We start from the raw sequence: 17361 nt of genomic DNA on the forward strand, positions 1-17361 counted from the left end.
CTTGAGCGTCCGATCATTAAAGTGGCATGGGCCACGGCGTCAATCGGGGTTGCGTGCAGGGGCTCCGCCCGTCTATCCGTGGCGCAGCTTTGACGAGAGGAAAAACATGAGACCTTCGGGACGGAATTTAAGTGAAATGCGCGCGGTTTCAATCGAAACGGGCGTCACGAAACATGCCGAGGGCTCCTGCCTGATCAAGATGGGCGACACCCATGTGCTCTGCACCGCCTCGCTCGAAGAGCGCGTGCCACCCTTCATCAAGGGCTCCGGCCTGGGCTGGGTGACGGCGGAATACGGGATGCTGCCGCGCTCGACCTCTTCGCGGATGCGGCGGGAAGCCACAACCGGCAAGCAAGGCGGCCGCACCGTGGAAATCCAGCGCCTGATCGGCCGCGCTCTGCGCGCCGGTGTGGACCGGGTCGCCATGGGCGAACGGCAGATCACCATCGACTGTGACGTGATCCAGGCAGACGGCGGAACCCGCTGTGCTTCCATCACCGGCGGCTGGGTTGCGCTGCGCATGGCGGTGAACAAGCTGATGAAGGCGGGCGACATCAAGACCGATCCGCTGATCTCTCCTGTCGCTGCCGTGAGCTGCGGCATCTACGCGGGGCAAGCGGTGCTCGATCTCGACTATCCCGAGGACAGCGAGGCCGGCGTCGATGGAAACTTCATCCTGCGCGGCGACGGCCAGCTGATCGAGGTGCAGATGTCCGCCGAGGGCGCAACCTTCACCCGCGCCCAGATGGGCCAGTTGATGGACCTCGCTGAGAAGGGCGTTGGCGAACTTGTGGAATTCCAGAAGGCAGCGATCGGATGACCCGGAAATTCACCGGCACCCGGCTGCTCGTCGCAACTCACAACCAGGGCAAGCTGGAGGAGATTGCCGACCTCTTGACGCCGTTTGGCGTGGAGGTGGTCGGCGCGAAGGAGATGAACCTGCCGGAGCCGGTGGAAGACGGGTCGACCTTTGTCGAGAATGCCCGGATCAAGGCGCATGCGGCGGCGAAGGCGACTGGCCTTCCCGCCATGTCCGACGACAGCGGCATCGAGATCGACGCGCTGGACAAGGCACCGGGTGTGTATACTGCGGATTGGGCCGAAACAGGCTCTGGTCGCGACTTCGTCATGGCGATGACCAGGTCGCATGACCTTCTTGTGGAACGCGGCGCCCCTGCCCCCTGGACCGCGCGGTTCTGCTGTACGCTGGTGCTTGCCTGGCCCGATGGTCATGACGAGGTCTTCCCCGGCGTGATGGAAGGTCAGGTTGTCTGGCCGATGCGTGGGGATCAGGGGCATGGCTATGACCCGATCTTCCAGCCCGACGGTTATGACATCACCTTCGGAGAGATGGACCGCTGGGAGAAGAACAGGATCAGCCACCGCGCCGATGCGTTCCGCAAATTCGTTGCAGGCTGCTTTGACGCTTGAGGATTGGCAGAACGGGGGTTTTGGCCTCTACGTGCACTGGCCGTTCTGCGAGGCAAAGTGCCCTTACTGTGACTTCAACTCCCATGTCACGCGGTCGATCGACCAGCGTGTCTGGGCAGAGACGCTGGCTCAGGAAGTGCGGCGCGTCGCATCGCTGACTCCCGGACGTGTGTTGAAATCCATCTTTTTTGGCGGCGGTACGCCCTCTCTGATGGAGCCCGCCACCGTCCGGAGCGTTCTGGAGGCTGCGAAAGAAGACTGGACCTGGGCCAACGACATCGAGATCACTTTGGAAGCCAACCCGCGCTCGGTCGAGGCGCGACGCTTCGAGGGTTATGCCGAGGCCGGTGTGAACCGGGTGTCGCTTGGCGTGCAGTCGCTTCGCGAAGACGATTTGCGGCGTCTCGGGCGACTGCATGATGTCGAGGAGGCGAAGGCCGCGTTTCACATCGCAAGGCAGGCCTTCGACCGGGTCAGCTTCGATTTGATCTATGGACGGCAAGGACAGACGCTGGAGGGCTGGCGGGCTGAGTTGAATGAGGCGCTGGAGTTGTCCGTCGAGCACCTCTCCCTTTACCAACTGACCATCGAACAGGGCACGGCTTTTGGTGATCGCTACAACGCCGGAAAGCTGAAAGGCCTGCCGGATGAGGATCTCGGGGCGGATATGTATGATCTGACCCAAGAGATTTGCAACGCGGCCGGGATGCCCGCCTATGAGGTGTCCAACCATGCCGCGCCCGGCGCGGAATCTCGCCACAACCTGATTTACTGGCGATACGGGGATTATGCCGGCGTAGGTCCCGGGGCGCACGGGCGGCTGACGGTGCATGGCCGAAAGATGGCGACCGTAGCCGCCTCTGCGCCGGGCGCCTGGCTGGAGCGGGTCAAGTCCGGCTCCGGCGATATTCAGACCGATATCCTGACCGATGCGGATCGTGTGGCAGAGTACCTGATGATGGGTTTGCGAATCCACGAAGGGATCGTACTGGATCGGCTGCAGCGGATGGCCCCGGGCGCCTTGAACACAGAGAGCGTGGCAGACCTCGTTGAGATGGGGCTTGTCTGGAAAACCGAAACGGCCCTTGGCGTCACGCCGAAGGGCCGCTTGGTTCTGAACGCGATTATCGCTGAACTCCTGCCGTGATTGGTGCGGCACTCAGCCGGTGCTGAGCAAAGCGCAGAGTGCGTCCAGCTGTTCGAGCGACTCATAGGAAATGGTCAGTTTGCCTGCCTCCTGACCCGGCTTGTGGTCGATCGAGACCTTCATGCTGAGGGCTGCGGACAGATCCCCCTCGAGCGCCCGCGTGTCGGCGTCCTTTTCGACCTTGAAGGATCCACTCGGCTGCGGCTTCGGCCGTTCTGGTGCTGAGGAATCCTTGACCAGCTTCTCCGCAGCGCGGACCGAGAGTCCTTTTTCGACGATGGTTCGGGCCAGGCTTTCCGGATTGGGCGCTGTCACCAAAGTCCGGGCATGACCCGCACTGAGGTCGCCTTTCACCACCATGTCCTGTACCGTGTCAGGCAAGTTGAGGAGCCGCATCAGATTGGCAATATGACTGCGGCTCTTGCCCAGGGCTTCGGCAAGCTTTTCCTGGGTGTGGCCGAATTTGAACATCAGTTGACGGTAGCCGGCAGCCTCTTCGATGGCGTTGAGATCGGCGCGCTGGATGTTCTCGATGATGGCGACTTCGAGGACTTCGGTATCGTCGAAATCGCGGACGAGCACCGGGATTTCATGCAGTTGCACGATCTGGGCTGCGCGCCAGCGGCGCTCTCCGGCGACAATTTCAAACTGCTCCGGATCGCGCGGATTCTGCCGGACGATCAAGGGCTGGATGATGCCCTTTGTCCGGATGGACTCCGCCAACTCGTGCAGCTGGGCCTCGGTGAATGTCCGGCGAGGCTGGTCCGGGTTTGGCACGACCCGCTCGATCGGAACCAAGCGGTCCGGACGGACCGGCGCGTTCTCCTGCGGACGCGGTTGGGTTTCCACATCCGCCATCAATGCCGACAGGCCGCGACCGAGACCGCGCCGCTGTTCTTTCTTGTCTGCCATACCGGCCCCCTCTTCTGTTGTCGGACTGGCGGTCAGGCCGCCAGTTTCGTGTTCTTGGCCACCAGCTCGTCAGCCAGCATACGGTAAGCTGCCGCGCCCTTCGATTGCGTGTCATAGGCCAGGACCGGGAGCGCGTAGGACGGCGCCTCGCTCACGCGGACATTGCGCGGAATCACCGTCTGGAAGACGAGATCCGCAAGATTGGCCCGGGCGTCCGCCTCGACCTGCTGGGACAGGTTGTTGCGCGCGTCGTACATGGTCAGGACCACGCCTTCGATGCGCAGGTCCGGATTGGCGGACTGGCGTACGTCCCGTATGGTCAGCATGAGCTGCGAGAGTCCTTCAAGCGCAAAGAACTCGCTCTGCAACGGGACAAGGATCGAATGAGCTGCGACCATGGCGTTGACCGTCAACAGGTTCAACGAAGGCGGGCAGTCGATCAGGATATAGTCGAAACTGAAGGTCTCCATGGCCGGTTGCCGAAGGGTGTCATGCAGAAGGAAGCTGCGCTTTTCGTTCGACATGAGCTCAATGTCGGCAGAGCTCAGATCGACGTTGGCCGGGATGAGCTTCAAGTTTTCGGTAGATGTAGTGAGAATGACTTCTCTCAAGTCTACATCTTCGAGCAAGAGATCATATGTGGTGTAAATACGGTCATCCGGTTCAATCCCTAGACCCGTAGATGCATTTCCCTGCGGATCGAGATCGACGATCAGGACGTTCTGCCCTTTTTCCGCGAGGGCTGCTCCGAGGTTGATCGTGGTCGTCGTCTTGCCGACACCTCCCTTTTGGTTGGCCACGGCTATGATCTTGGGATTGGCCGAGCGCGTCAGATCAGACATGGATGATCTCTCCGATTTCGAGGACAACTGCGTTGGGATTGGTCTTGCTTTTATGAGTTATGAGCGTGAAATGCCACGATTCTTGTGCGGTCTGGACCTCGGCTTGCCAGTTTTCGCCTTTCGGTAGGTAGGCCCTGCCCGTCGTCGCCAAGTGCCGCGATACATACCCCAGCAAAGTGTTGAGTGGCGCGAGAGCCCGTGCGGTTACAACATCCGCGTTGCTCGGCACAGCGGCCTCTATACGCTTGGTCTGAATGTCCGGTCTTATCCCGGCTTCTCGTGCGACCGTCCGCAGAAATGTACACTTTCTTATGTCGCTCTCGATCAGCTTCACCTTGGTGGATGGCGATGTCTCGGCCATGATTATGGCGATCACCATTCCCGGAAATCCGCCGCCGCTTCCCAAGTCTGTCCATGTCGTTGGTGACCCGGAAGCGTGAGCCAGGATCTGCGCGGAATCTTCCATATGGCGGGTCCACGCGTCGCTGAGCGTCCCGGGAGAAACAAGGTTAATTTTTGGATTCCAGTGCCGAAGGAGGTCCCGGTAGAGCTCGAGCCGGTCCATTGTTTCACGTGAAACATGGATACCGGAGACTGACAGGGTCTTGCTCATGCACTGGTACGCCGATTGCTCTGACGAATGCGGGCGAGAATGAGGGTCAGGGCCGCAGGTGTCATTCCGTCAATCCGGCTGGCCTGGGCCAGATCTTCAGGCATGGCTGCCTTCAATTTCATTTTCAGCTCCGTCGATAGACTGGAAAGCGAGTCAAAATTGAAGTTGGCCGGAATCTTGAGGGCTTCATCCCGCTTCAAAGTCTCGACGTCCCGATTCTGGCGCTCAAGATAATTGGCGTACAGAGCTTCTCGCTTCAGTTGCGCACCAATTTCAGGATCAATATGACGACAATCCCCACTTAGCGTACAAATGTCCGCGAATTCGACATCCTTGAGAGACAACGCGTGGTAGGCCGTCCGCTTCTGCCCATCAGATTTCGTAGAAGCTCCAATTGTCGCAAGGTCCGAGTTCGAAAGAAAGATAGACTCCGCGATATTTCGAGCGGCGTCCAACGCCTCTCGCTTGGCCTCGAAAGCAACGCGTCTCTCCTGCGAGATGCAACCCAGTTCAATGGCTTTCGGCGTCAACCTTTGGTCGGCGTTGTCTGCCCTGAGGGACAGCCGGAATTCCGCCCGCGATGTGAACATGCGATACGGTTCCGATACCCCGCGCGTCACAAGATCATCAATCATGACGCCAATGTAGCTCTCGCTACGACCGAATCGCACCTGCTCTCGCCCCATGGCATCGGCCGCCGCATTCAAGCCAGCGACCAATCCCTGAGCCGCCGCTTCCTCGTACCCTGTCGTGCCGTTGATCTGACCAGCAAGGAAAAGACCGTTGACGGCTCGAACGGCCAGTGTGGAGTTCAGTTCCCTCGGGTCGACGTAATCGTATTCGATGGCATATCCCGGTTGCAATATTCGGACATCTTCAAGTCCGACGATACTTCTAACGTATCGCTCCTGCACGTCTTCGGGAAGCGAGGTCGATATCCCGTTCGGATAAACAGTGTCATCGTCCAGTCCCTCCGGTTCCAGAAAGATCTGGTGGCTGTCCTTTTCCGAGAATCTTACCACCTTGTCTTCGATGGAGGGACAGTACCTTGGCCCAACGCCACTGATGTGACCGCCGTACATGGCAGAACGGGAAAGATTCTCCCGGATGATATCGTGGGTCTTCTGGTTGGTATGCGTAATCCCACAGGAGACCTGTCTGGCCGTGACTGTCTTGGAGAGGAAAGAAAAAAGCGTCGGGTCATCGTCACCCGGTTGGCTTTCCAAGACGTCCCAGTTGATGGTTTTGCCATCCAGACGAGGTGGCGTTCCAGTCTTCAACCGTCCGAGGTTCAACCCGAAATCGTCAATGCGTTCCGCCAAACGGACAGAAGGCCGATCTCCCATACGACCGCCGGGATAGTGATGATCCCCGATATGAATGATTCCACGCAGGAAGGTGCCGCTCGTCAGAACGACCGTCGCGCATCTCAATGTCATATCGTCGGCAAGAACAACGCCAGTGACCGTTTGTCCATCCAGTAGAAAATCAACAACTTCCGCTTCGATTACATGCAGATTGACAATGCCTGACAAGGCTTTCTGCATGCCGGCCCGGTACAACTTGCGATCCGCCTGAGCGCGCGGGCCTTGAACCGCCGGACCTTTTCTACGGTTCAGCAAGCGAAACTGTATGCCGGCTTGGTCCGCCACGCGGCCCATTACACCGTCCATCGCGTCGATTTCGCGAACGAGGTGTCCCTTTCCCAAGCCACCAATTGCCGGATTGCAGGACATCACGCCAAGATCTGTCTTCCGCAATGTGATCAGAGCGGTCTCAGCGCCCATCCGCGCTGCGGCGGCGGCAGCTTCGGTGCCGGCATGACCCCCGCCGATGACGACGACGTCGAACTGATTTTGTTTCACGTGAAACACTCCTCACTTGCCGACACAGAAGCTGGAAAAGATCTCGTCGAGCAAATGCTCAACATCGACATATCCCAACAGTGCGCTCATTGACCTTGCAGCCACGCGAATCTCTTCACTTGCGACATCATACAGATCGGGGCCATCGTCCAACAGCACAAGTGCCGCCTGCAGATGGTCCTTGCCTTTTTCAAGCACCTGACGATGCCGAACCCGACTTGCAACGCCCGCCCCTGCACTCAAGTCCTGCAAGATGCCCTTCAACGTGTCGAGAAACCCGGAAACGCCGTAGCCTGTCAAACCCGAAACGCCGTCAGTTTCGCCCGACATATCTGCCTTTCCAGTCAGCACAATATCGTTCTGTCTCACCGCGAGAACCGGAGCTCCCCCTGGCTCCAGCAGATGTACACGAACATCCGCCCGATCCGCTCTCATCTTGGCCCGATCAACGCCCAGGGCCTCGACAACGTCGCTCGTGTCACGAAGTCCGGCCGTATCGATCAAGGTGACCGCGAACCCCCCAATATCCATGCGGACTTCGATGACGTCCCGTGTGGTCCCAGCCACCTCGGACGTGATCGCTGCATCCCGGCCGGCCAGAAAATTCAGAAGCGTGGATTTTCCGACATTCGGTGAACCAACAATGGCAACCTCGAATCCCGTTCTCACACGTTCGGCTGCGGTCAGCCCCGACAGTTGAGCAGCAATCTGATCGTGAACATTCGAAACGAGCCCACGCACTTCATCACTGACATCAACAGGCACCTCTTCATCGGCAAAATCAATCGTAGCTTCGAGCAAGGAAGCGGCACGGATGATGTCCCGGCGCCAGGAGTCGACCAACGCACCAAGGGCACCGGACAGCACCTCGACCGCTTGCTTCCGCTGGCTCTCCGTTTCTGCATCAATCAGATCGGCCAGCGCTTCGACCTGAGTCAGGTCAAGTTTTCCGTTTTCCAGCGCACGACGCGTAAACTCGCCCGCCTCGGCGTGCCGCAAACCGTCAAGTCCGGCCAGCCTGTCCAGAACAGCGGAAATGACGGCAGTGCCGCCATGTACCTGGAATTCGACCACGGACTCGCCCGTGAAACTCTTGCCGGCATCGAACACGAGAACAAGCGCCTCATCCAGAACCGCACCTTCGGCCCCGACCAGCTTGCGCAGCGCAGCGACCCGCGGCTTCGGCACATCTCCGCACAGAACTTTCCCGGCGGCGAGCGCCGCGGGACCGGAGACGCGAATTACCGAAACGCCAGCCTTTCCCGGCGCCGATGCCAAGGCAAAGATCGTATCCATGACATTGCCGGCGTCAGCTGTTCATCGAGTCGAAGAATTCCGCGTTCGACTTGGTCTGCTTCAGCTTCGACAGCAGGAACTCAATCCCGTCCGTGGTACCCATAGGGTTGAGTATCCGGCGCAGGAGGAAAGTCTTCTGCAAATCGGTCTTCTCGACCAGCAGATCCTCCTTCCGCGTCCCGGACTTGAGAATGTCGATGGCCGGGAACACCCGCTTGTCCGCAATCTTGCGATCCAGAACGATTTCCGAATTACCCGTCCCCTTGAACTCCTCGAAAATCACCTCGTCCATCCGTGAGCCTGTATCAATCAGCGCCGTCGCGATGATTGTCAGCGAACCGCCCTCTTCAATGTTCCGAGCCGCGCCAAAGAACCGTTTCGGACGCTGCAACGCATTGGCATCCACACCACCTGTCAACACTTTACCCGACGAAGGCACAACAGTGTTGAATGCTCTACCAAGTCTTGTGATAGAGTCCAAAAGAATGACAACATCTCGCTTATGCTCAACCAGCCGCTTGGCTTTCTCGATCACCATTTCCGAAACCGCCACGTGCCGCTGCGCCGGTTCGTCGAAGGTCGAGGACACAACCTCTCCCTTCACGGACCGCTGCATGTCCGTCACTTCCTCCGGGCGTTCATCGATCAACAGAACGATCAGGTAACACTCCGGATGGTTCTTCTCGATCGAATGCGCGATGTTTTGCAGGATCACCGTCTTGCCGGTCCGCGGCGGTGCGACGATCAGGCTCCGCTGACCCTTGCCAATCGGTGCCACGAGATCGATCACACGCGCCGAGCGGTCCTTGATCGTCGGGTCTTCGATTTCCATTTTCAGCCGCTCATCCGGGTAGAGCGGCGTCAGGTTGTCAAAGGCAACCTTGTGCCGTGCCTTCTCCGGATCCTCGAAGTTGATCTTCGTCACCGACACAAGACAAAAATACCGTTCCTCGCCATCCGGAGCCTTGATCTCCCCATCAATGGTGTCACCGGTCCGCAGCGAGTATTTCCGGATCATGTCCGGCGACACGTAGATATCATCGGGACCAGGCAAATAGTTGGCCTCCGGCGAGCGCAGGAAACCGAAACCATCCTGAAGCACCTCCAGCACCCCATCCCCGAAAATGTCCCAGCCCTCGTCCGCCCGCTCACGCAGGATCTGGAACATCATCTCGCCTTTGCGCATGGTCGAGGCGTTCTCGATCTCAAGCTCTTCGGCCATGGCGAGCAGATCTTTCGGACTCTTGGCTTTCAGGTCCGCCAGGTTCAAACGGTCTTCGAGGTCTTGGGTCATGGGTTACCCTCCAGGCAATGACGCCCGCTTTCTTTGTCTTGATGGGAAGCTGCTCCAGAACAGGAGTAGTGGCGTCCTAACCCATCCGCAGCACGCTCGTCAATCTCCATGGCCACACGGCCTTTCTTCCCTAGAATTTAATAAAGAATAAAAGGTTTTGGTTTTAGATAGGGAGCACCGTTAACTGTGGATTAACGAGTCTTACGAAAGTTTGTTCACAGCGTTCCGTCTTCGGGACATCCTTGTGGATACTTTCTCCAGGCATCGGCATCATGCCAGGCTTTCCTGACTGCGCGCGGCAGGAGACACATTGGACAGGTCCGTGTGTAAGTTCCGTGACAACGCCGCTGTTCACATCCTCACATTTATCCCTCCCACAGACAGGAAAAGGGATGCGAGCGATCCTGAACCACGGGAGTCGTCCCGAGGCTTGCAAGACAACGGATTTTTCCCCAAAACCATCCGGGTATCCGGCCACAAGGTTTCTCCCAGTTTTGTCCACATGAATCCTGACTTGATCCTCGCATCCGGCTCCCGAATCCGCGCCGATCTGCTGCGCGCGGCCGGACTTTCGGTCCAGTGCGAATCGCCCCGGCTGGATGAGGAGGCCATCAAGATGGCGCTTCTCGCCGAGGATGCCCCACCCCGGGACATCGCCGACGCTTTGGCCGAGGCAAAGGCCCGGAAAGTGTCCGGCAAGTTGCCGGCACTTCCCGTCCTGGGATGCGATCAGGTCCTGGAATTCGATGGCAGGCTGTTTTCGAAACCGGAAACACGGGAGGAGGCGCAGGCGCATTTGCGTCAACTGCGGGGCAACACGCACCGTCTGCTTTCGGCTGCGGTTCTTTACAAAGACACACGACCCGTCTGGCGCCATGTTTCCACGGCGCGGCTGACCATGCGGACCTTCACGGACGCCTATCTCGAGAGCTACCTGGACCGGAACTGGCCCGACGTTGCTGAGAGTGTCGGTGGGTACAAGCTCGAAAGGGAAGGCGTCCGCCTGTTCTCTCAGATCCAGGGCGATCATTTCACCATCCTTGGCCTGCCGCTGCTCGAATTGTTGAATCACCTTTCCCTGACGGGGGTGATCGAGGGATGAGCCGGATACCTCTTGCCGGGATTGTCGGCACTCCGGTCGACCGCTCCCCAGCGCCACGGCTGTTTGCCCACTGGTTGCGGGTACAGGGGTTGAACGGACACTACGTTCCATTGGACATCGCCCCCGACGTGCTCGAGTCGTGCTTGCGGCGGCTTCCGGACCTCGGGTTTCTCGGGGTCAACGTCACGGCCCCCTACAAGGAAAAGGTGATGGGCATTGCCGACCTGATTTCCGACCGGGCGACGCTGATCGGTGCGGCCAATGTCCTGATCTTTCGCGAGGACGGCCGGATTCATGCGGACAACACCGACGGGTACGGCTTCATCCAGAACGTTCGTCAGACTGTCCCGAACTGGGTGCCTCACGCTGGCCCGGCTCTCGTTTTCGGTGCCGGCGGGGCGGCGCGGGCCGTCATTGCCTCTCTGATTGATGTCGGTGTCCCGGAAATCCGCCTGACCAACCGCACCCGCATCCGTGCCGACCGCCTGCGCGAGGAGTTCGGCCACCGGGTCAAGGTCCACGACTGGGTGCAGGCGGGAAACCTCATCGAAGGCTGCGCCACCGTGGTCAACACGACCTCTCTCGGCATGGCGGGCAAGCCACCGTTCCGCGTGCCGCTCGACGGCTTGCGGCGCGGGATGGTGGTAACCGATACCGTCTACACACCGCTCAAGACACGGCTCCTCGAAGAAGCGGCGGCGCGTGGGTGTTCCGTCGTCGATGGCCTCGGTATGCTTCTGCATCAGGCGGTTCCGGGGTTTGAACGCTGGTTCGGCCAAAGACCGCAGGTGGACGCCGATACGCGTGATGCGGTGATGGCATGAAGTTCCGTCTCGGTCTGACCGGCTCCATCGGCATGGGAAAATCCACCACCGCGACCATGTTCGCCGACGAGGGCTGCGCTGTCTGGGATGCCGATGCTGCCGTGCACCGACTCTACGGCCGTGGTGGTGGGGCGGTTCTCCCGATGTCGGAAGAATTTCCCGACGCTATCGAAAACGGCGCCATCTCTCGCGACCGCCTTCGCACGATCATTGCCGCCGATCCGACCGCCCTGCCCCGGATCGAGGCCATCGTGCACCCGCTTGTCCTGCAGGACCGCGAAGCGTTCATTGCGTCCAATGCGGACAGGATCGGCGTCTTCGACATACCGCTGCTCTTCGAGACGGGCGGAGACAAGGCCATGGATGCCACCGCCTGCGTTCACGTATCCCGAGCCATTCAGCAACAGCGTGTGCTTGCCCGTGGCACCATGACCGAAGCGGATCTGGAGCGCATCCTTGCCCGACAGATGCCGAACGAAGAGAAATGCGCCCGGGCGACCTGGGTCATTGAGACCGATACACTTGAGCATGCCCGCGTGCAGGTGCAGGATGTGCTCAACGACATCCGGAACAGGCTGACCCATGCGTGAGATCGTCCTCGACACTGAAACCACGGGCTTCGAACCGGAGTCCGGCGACCGGATCGTGGAAATCGGGGCCATCGAGTTGTTCAACCACATGCCCACGGGCCGGACGTTCCACGAATACATCAACCCGGAGCGTGACATGCCGGACGAGGCCTTCGGCATTCATGGCATCGGCCCGGACCTGCTGGTCAGCGGACCCCGCGCCGCGAAGCCGGGCGAGGTCACGCTCAAGGACAAGCCGGTGTTCAAAGCTGTCGGGCAGGCTTTCCTCGACTTTATCGAGGACAGCAATCTGGTGATCCACAACGCCAGCTTCGACATGAAATTCCTCAATGCCGAACTGAAATGGATGGGCCTGCCGCAGATCGTCTACAGTCGCGCCGTCGACACGTTGGCGATCGCGCGGAAGAAATTCCCGGGCTCTCCGGCCAGCCTCGACGCGCTCTGCCGCCGGTTCGGCATCGACAATTCGAACCGCACCCTGCACGGCGCCTTGCTGGACAGCGAAATCCTTGCGGACGTGTACCTTGAGCTGATTGGGGGCAAACAGCCGGACTTCGGCCTTGCCGCGCCGGTGCAGAAGGGAAACGGATCCGCGCAGCAGGTCGAAACCGACTGGCGCCCGAAACCGCGCAGCACGCCGCTGCCGCCTCGCATCACGGAAAAGGAAAAGGCGGCTCACGCCACCTTTGTCGCCAAATTGGGGGAGAAGGCGCTCTGGCTCAAGACCTGAGCGCCCGGCCCCGTCAGGATACCGGCGCGGCTTCCTGCTGACGGCGCGCGATTTCCGCGCGGTACAGGGCAAGGAAGTCGATGGTGTCGAGGTTCAGTGGCATGAAGCCACCGTCGCGGGTCACGTCCGAGACGATGCGGCGCACGAACGGGAAGATCATCCGCGGGCATTCGATCAGCAGGAACGGATGCATCTGGTCCTCGGGAACGTTCTCGATCTGGAACACACCGGCATAATCCAGCTCCAGCACGAACAGGTGATCGCCCGTTCCCTTGGACTTGGCTTCGACCTTCAGCTTGAGGACGACCTCATACTGGTGCTCCGCCGAACGCTTCTTGGCGTCGAGGTTAACCTGAACCTGCACGTCCGGCTGGACCTCGCCGGTCACACCTTTCTGCGACAGGATGTTCTCGAACGACAGGTCGCGAACGAACTGCGCAAGGATGTTCATTTTCGGGGGCTGCGGGACTTGGGGCGCCGCGCCGTTTTCGTTTTCTGCCATGAGCCGAACTCCGCTGGGTCAAAATATCGCGCCAAGCCTTAACAGGCAGGGCGCAAAGGCTCAATGCCTCGTCCAGCCGGAGCCGGGGTGATTGGGAGCCTTGTCTTTCGGCACTTCGGTGAACTCGCCGTCGATCACGTCGCCGGGACGGTGTGCGGCGTAAGGATCGCGCTGTGGCGCATCCCGCCGGACATGCATTTCGCCGCCCATCTGGAAGGACGTGACCTTGACCCGGCTCCGCAACCATTTGAACACCGCCACGCGCACCGGCGGGAACAACAGGGCAAAGCCCACCGCGTCGGTAAAGAACCCCGGCGTCAGCAGCAGCGCACCGGACACGAGGATCATCGCCCCATGGGCCAGCGGCTCGCTCGGGTTTTCGAGGCGGGAAAAGGACGACTGCAGGTTCGCAATGGCCGCCCGGCCCTGTTGCTTCACCATCCAGGTGCCCAGGATAGCCGTGATGACCACCACCGCCAGCGTCGGCCAAAGCCCGATCAGGCCGCCAACCTGAATGAACAGGGCAATTTCAATCAAGGGCACCATCAGAAACGCGACGAACAACCACATGAGCGGGCTCCTTCCTTTCCCGGCGCAGGTAGACTTGCCTGCATGCAGCACCTACATAGGAACTCAACCGCATAAATGCCATGCATCGACAACATGAGGTGCCGATGAACTCGCCTATCCTGCAACTTCTGGTTCTCGCCGGAATTGCCATTTTTCTGGTTCTGCGCCTGCGCAGCGTCCTCGGCACGCGTGAGGGGTTCGAAAAACCCCCGGTGCAGCCGTCGTCCTCCTCGCGCCGCGATACCCGCGATTTCGAGGTGATCGAAGGCGGGCCGGATCATGACATCACCGACCACGTTCCCGAAGGTTCGGACAGTGCAAAGGCGCTCGCCGCGATGAAACGGATCGAACCCAGTTTCGGCGTTTCGGATTTCCTGTCCGGCGCGCGCGGGGCTTACGAGATGATCCTGATGGGTTTCGAGCGGGGCGAGATCGAGGATCTGAAGCCGTTCCTCGACGAGGATGTCTACGAAAGCTTCGAGCAGGTCGTCGACCAGCGCGCCGAGCAGGGACTCACCATCGAGGCGGAATTCGTCGGCGTTCGGGAAATGTCCCTGGTCGAGGCGACCTTCGACGACGCCACCCGCCGCGCGGAAATCACCGTGCGCTATGTCGGTGAACTGACTTCGGTGGTCAAGGATGATACCGGGCAGGTCATCGAAGGTTCGGCAACGGCGGTGAAGAAACAGAAAGACATCTGGACCTATGCGCGTATCATGGGCAGCGATGATCCCAACTGGCAGCTTGTCGCAACGGACGAATGATACGAACAGCCCTTGCAGCGCTTCTCGCCGTTCTCCTCATGACCGACCAATCCGACGCCCAGACCGAGGTGCAATACCAGATTCTCGGTTTCGAGGATCTGGACGGCTGGACCGAGGACAACCAGGACGCGGCGCTGCAGGCTTTTCTCGTGACATGCCGGGACATGGACGATCCGGATTGGCGGGCGCTCTGCGGGGTGGCCGCCGATGCAAGGAATGCGCGGGCGTTCTTTGAACTCTTCTTCCGGCCCGTCCTCATAACCGAGGGCAAGGACGCGCTCTTTACCGGTTATTTCGAGCCGGAGCTGGACGGCTCCCCCTACCCTACGCCACGTTACCGCTTCCCGGTCTACAAGATGCCGCCGGAAGCGCGGACGATCCGCCCCTGGCTGACGCGGCGGGATATCCTGACAAGCGGCGTCATGGACAACCGGGGGCTGGAAATCGCCTGGGTCGACGATCCGGTGGAGTTGTTCTTTCTCCAGGTGCAGGGCTCCGGGCGCATTCGATATTCCGACGGCCGCATGGTGCGTGTCGGATACGCCGGTTTCAACGGGCACGTTTACCGCTCGATCGGGCAGGAACTGGTGCGGCGCGGGGTCTACGACATCCACCAGGTGTCGGCGGAGGTCATCAAGAACTGGGTCCGCCGCAATCCCTTCGACGGAGAAGAACTGCTCTATCACAACGACAGCTACGTCTTCTTCCGTGAGGTCAGCGAGGTGCCGTCGGACAAGGGGCCGCTCGGCGCGATGAACCGCTCGATTTCGGCACTGCGCTCGATTGCCGTCGATCCGGCCTACACGCCCCTCGGCGCGCCGGTCTGGCTGGAGAAGGACGGCGCGATCCCGATGCGGCGGCTCATGATCGCGCAGGACACGGGGTCCGCGATCAAGGGTGCGCAGCGGGCGGATGTGTTCATGGGGACGGGCGACGAGGCGGGGCGCGTCGCCGGAATGATGAAGGACAGCGGGCGAATGATCGTCCTGATGCCGATCCAACGCGCCTATGCCCTGCTCGCGGACCCGACCTTATGAGCCGCAGGCGCCTGCGCCCGGACGAGCTCGACCTCTGGCAGCACGTGGCGAAAAGCGCAGACCCGCTGCACAAGCGTCCGAAGCCCGTGGAACGCCCGGAGCCGACCAAACCGGCATTTCGCCAGCCGGAGGTGAAGCCGCAGCCCCTTCCGGCGTTTGATATCGGCGAAATGACACCGCCGCACACCCAGACGCATTATTTCCCGAAGACCACCGGGCAAAGGCTCAAGGCCGAGCCGGTGCGGATGGACAGCAAAGCCTTCACCCGGCTCAAACGCGGAAAGCTGGCGCCCGAGGCGCGGATCGACCTGCACGGCATGACGCTCGACCAGGCCCATCCGGCGTTGAACCGCTTCATCGTGACATCGCACACGCGCGGCATGAGGCTGGTTCTGGTCATCACCGGCAAAGGTGCGCGCGAAGACCCCTATGATCCCATGCCCCACCGGCGCGGCGTGCTGAAACGGCAGGTGCCCATGTGGATGCGGCAAGCGCCGCTGTCGCTCATGGTGCTGCAGGTCGCCGAGGCGCATATCCGGCACGGCGGCGCCGGTGCCTATTACGTGTATCTCAGGCGCGAGCGTTAGAGCCGCCCGGCGTAGCGCGTCACGCCAATCGCCATCAGCACCGTTGTCAGCACGAAATACAGGGCGACGCCAAGGTATTGCAGCTCGATCCCGACGCCGAAGTCGATCAGTGCCCCGGTGATCCCGGGCCCAAGGGCAGATCCAAGAACCATGACCGCCGCCGCTGTCGCCTTGATCGCGCCGAGGTTTCGGGTGCCGTAGAACTCCGCCCAGAAGGCATTCGGCAAAGTGTTGTTGGACCCCGTGACCAGCGCCATGCAGAGGAGACCGAGGAGGGTGGTCCCAAGGCTTTCGCTGAAACCGTAGAAGGCAAAGGCCGCCACGGCCGGAACCTGGAACCACGGGATCAGCCGTGGGGTGCCGAACTTGTCGAGCAGCCAGCCGGACGTCAGCATCGCACCGAAGGTCACCGCGGTGTAGATCGGGAACAGCGCCACGAGGTCGATGTGCTCGAAGCCCTTGACCGTTGCGAAATGGACCTGCTGGAAGAAAAAGGCCGTGCCAAAGGCCGCCGGGCCAAGCAGCGCCGGCACCATGAACCAGAACAGCGGGTGGCGCAGGCATTCCATCCGTGTCCAGTGCCTCTGGTCCATGCCGAAGGACACATCGGACTCCGCATGGCTTTGCGGCGTGCGCTCCTGCGTCAGCAGCAGCACGATGACCGGCATGGCGACGACGCAGACCACCGCCGCGCCCATCCACAATATCCGCCAGTCCAGCACCAGCATGAGCGAGACCGCGCTGACCGGCAGGATCGCCTCGCCCAGCGCCACGCCAAGACCGGAGATCGACAGCGCCCTGCCCCGCGATGCGATGAACCAGCGCGACATGGAGACCACGGCGAGGTGACTCATCATCCCCTGCCCGCACAGGCGCAGCGCAAAGATCACCACTGGCAGCACCGCCGCCCAGGGATTCAGCGCCATGGCGAGGCAGGCGCAGGCAAACAGCAGAAGCACGATCACGCTCAGCACGCGGGTGCGGTAGAGATCGGTCAATGCGCCGCTCCAGAGCATGACCGCGGCGGACACGCTGGTGCCCAGCGTATAGATGCCGCCCCAGGCACCGTGGCTCAGCGAGAAGGCCTCGCGGATTTCACCGGAGAAGACGGAAATGAAAAAGGTCTGCCCGAAACTGGACAGGAAGGTCAGCAGGATGCCGACGGACAACCATCGAAAGTTGCCGAAGAGGAACTGAAAGAATGCCATGCGCAAGCTTTGTCGCGCATTTTCGCGGGCTGCAATGGGCCATCGCC

At 60.7% G+C, this 17361-nt stretch carries 19 protein-coding genes; 10 read left to right on the forward strand and 9 right to left on the reverse strand.

What is annotated here, in order from left to right; translation table 11 throughout:
- The first annotated feature begins 106 nt into the window (after positions 1–106).
- From rph to hemW, 3 genes are read left to right on the forward strand one after another with little or no spacing between them, the layout of a single operon-like run.
- Positions 107–820 carry a ribonuclease PH gene (gene rph, locus ACP159_RS01175; RefSeq protein ID WP_425097779.1) on the forward strand — a complete coding sequence of 238 codons (714 nt, stop codon included), beginning with the start codon at positions 107–109 and terminating at the stop codon, positions 818–820.
- Positions 817–1431, forward strand: coding sequence for an RdgB/HAM1 family non-canonical purine NTP pyrophosphatase (gene rdgB / locus ACP159_RS01180; RefSeq protein WP_425097780.1), 615 nt, complete (start codon positions 817–819; stop codon positions 1429–1431). Before rph ends, rdgB begins: the two co-directional genes overlap by 4 nt.
- Entirely contained in the window at positions 1391–2578 is a 1188-nt protein-coding gene (gene hemW / locus ACP159_RS01185; RefSeq protein ID WP_425097781.1) for a radical SAM family heme chaperone HemW, read from the forward strand. The genes rdgB and hemW overlap by 41 nt, the downstream gene beginning before the upstream one ends.
- A gap of 12 nt (positions 2579–2590) precedes the next feature.
- Here the strand turns inward: hemW and ACP159_RS01190 are convergent, their stop codons facing one another.
- Genes ACP159_RS01190 through rho form a run of 6 tightly spaced genes read right to left on the reverse strand, consistent with a single transcriptional unit; the run spans position 2591 to position 9400 of the window.
- On the reverse strand, positions 2591–3490 hold the full coding sequence (locus tag ACP159_RS01190; protein ID WP_425097782.1) for a ParB/RepB/Spo0J family partition protein: 900 nt from the start codon (positions 3488–3490) through the stop codon (positions 2591–2593).
- 32 nt (positions 3491–3522) lie between these two features.
- The gene (locus ACP159_RS01195; protein WP_425097783.1) at positions 3523–4332 is read right to left on the reverse strand and encodes a ParA family protein; all 810 of its coding nucleotides are present in this window, start codon (positions 4330–4332) and stop codon (positions 3523–3525) included.
- Positions 4325–4945, reverse strand: coding sequence for a 16S rRNA (guanine(527)-N(7))-methyltransferase RsmG (gene rsmG, locus ACP159_RS01200; protein ID WP_425097784.1), 621 nt, complete (start codon positions 4943–4945; stop codon positions 4325–4327). Before rsmG ends, ACP159_RS01195 begins: the two co-directional genes overlap by 8 nt.
- The gene (mnmG, locus tag ACP159_RS01205; protein WP_425097785.1) at positions 4942–6819 is read right to left on the reverse strand and encodes a tRNA uridine-5-carboxymethylaminomethyl(34) synthesis enzyme MnmG; all 1878 of its coding nucleotides are present in this window, start codon (positions 6817–6819) and stop codon (positions 4942–4944) included. The genes rsmG and mnmG overlap by 4 nt, the downstream gene beginning before the upstream one ends.
- 3 nt (positions 6820–6822) lie before the next feature.
- Positions 6823–8106: a tRNA uridine-5-carboxymethylaminomethyl(34) synthesis GTPase MnmE gene (gene mnmE, locus ACP159_RS01210; protein ID WP_425097786.1), complete on the reverse strand. Its 1284-nt coding sequence runs from the start codon at positions 8104–8106 to the stop codon at positions 6823–6825.
- 13 nt (positions 8107–8119) lie between these two features.
- Entirely contained in the window at positions 8120–9400 is a 1281-nt protein-coding gene (rho, locus tag ACP159_RS01215) for a transcription termination factor Rho (protein ID WP_425097787.1), read from the reverse strand.
- A gap of 502 nt (positions 9401–9902) precedes the next feature.
- Here rho and ACP159_RS01220 point away from each other — a divergent pair.
- From ACP159_RS01220 to dnaQ, 4 genes are read left to right on the forward strand one after another with little or no spacing between them, the layout of a single operon-like run.
- Positions 9903–10502 (forward strand): Maf family protein, encoded by a 600-nt coding sequence (locus ACP159_RS01220; protein ID WP_425098189.1) that lies wholly within the window; start codon positions 9903–9905, stop codon positions 10500–10502.
- On the forward strand, positions 10499–11326 hold the full coding sequence (locus ACP159_RS01225) for a shikimate dehydrogenase (protein WP_425097788.1): 828 nt from the start codon (positions 10499–10501) through the stop codon (positions 11324–11326). Before ACP159_RS01220 ends, ACP159_RS01225 begins: the two co-directional genes overlap by 4 nt.
- Positions 11323–11916 carry a dephospho-CoA kinase gene (gene coaE / locus ACP159_RS01230; RefSeq protein ID WP_425097789.1) on the forward strand — a complete coding sequence of 198 codons (594 nt, stop codon included), beginning with the start codon at positions 11323–11325 and terminating at the stop codon, positions 11914–11916. The genes ACP159_RS01225 and coaE overlap by 4 nt, the downstream gene beginning before the upstream one ends.
- A complete protein-coding gene (dnaQ, locus tag ACP159_RS01235; protein ID WP_425097790.1) occupies positions 11909–12646 on the forward strand; it encodes a DNA polymerase III subunit epsilon in 738 nt (245 codons plus the stop codon). The genes coaE and dnaQ overlap by 8 nt, the downstream gene beginning before the upstream one ends.
- A gap of 13 nt (positions 12647–12659) precedes the next feature.
- On the opposite strand, the gene secB is transcribed toward dnaQ, so the two are convergent.
- Positions 12660–13148: a protein-export chaperone SecB gene (gene secB, locus ACP159_RS01240; protein ID WP_425097791.1), complete on the reverse strand. Its 489-nt coding sequence runs from the start codon at positions 13146–13148 to the stop codon at positions 12660–12662.
- Positions 13149–13208: 60 nt separating this feature from the next.
- Positions 13209–13718 (reverse strand): FxsA family protein, encoded by a 510-nt coding sequence (locus tag ACP159_RS01245; protein ID WP_425097792.1) that lies wholly within the window; start codon positions 13716–13718, stop codon positions 13209–13211.
- 104 nt (positions 13719–13822) lie between these two features.
- Between ACP159_RS01245 and ACP159_RS01250 the strand changes: the two genes are divergently transcribed.
- From ACP159_RS01250 to ACP159_RS01260, 3 genes are read left to right on the forward strand one after another with little or no spacing between them, the layout of a single operon-like run.
- Positions 13823–14482, forward strand: a complete 660-nt coding sequence (locus ACP159_RS01250) for a Tim44/TimA family putative adaptor protein (RefSeq protein ID WP_425097793.1) — start codon at positions 13823–13825, stop codon at positions 14480–14482.
- Between the two features lie 38 nt (positions 14483–14520).
- Positions 14521–15519, forward strand: coding sequence for a murein transglycosylase A (locus ACP159_RS01255; RefSeq protein WP_425097794.1), 999 nt, complete (start codon positions 14521–14523; stop codon positions 15517–15519).
- On the forward strand, positions 15516–16106 hold the full coding sequence (locus ACP159_RS01260; RefSeq protein ID WP_425097795.1) for a Smr/MutS family protein: 591 nt from the start codon (positions 15516–15518) through the stop codon (positions 16104–16106). The genes ACP159_RS01255 and ACP159_RS01260 overlap by 4 nt, the downstream gene beginning before the upstream one ends.
- On the opposite strand, the gene ACP159_RS01265 is transcribed toward ACP159_RS01260, so the two are convergent.
- Complete coding sequence (locus ACP159_RS01265; RefSeq protein ID WP_425097796.1) at positions 16103–17314, reverse strand: MFS transporter; 1212 nt, start codon at positions 17312–17314, stop codon at positions 16103–16105. The two genes, ACP159_RS01260 and ACP159_RS01265, sit on opposite strands and share 4 nt — an antisense overlap.
- Positions 17315–17361: the final 47 nt, after the last annotated feature.

The organism is Tropicibacter sp. S64 (genome assembly GCF_049803835.1).
In the GTDB taxonomy this organism is placed as follows: Bacteria; Pseudomonadota; Alphaproteobacteria; order Rhodobacterales; family Rhodobacteraceae; genus Pacificoceanicola.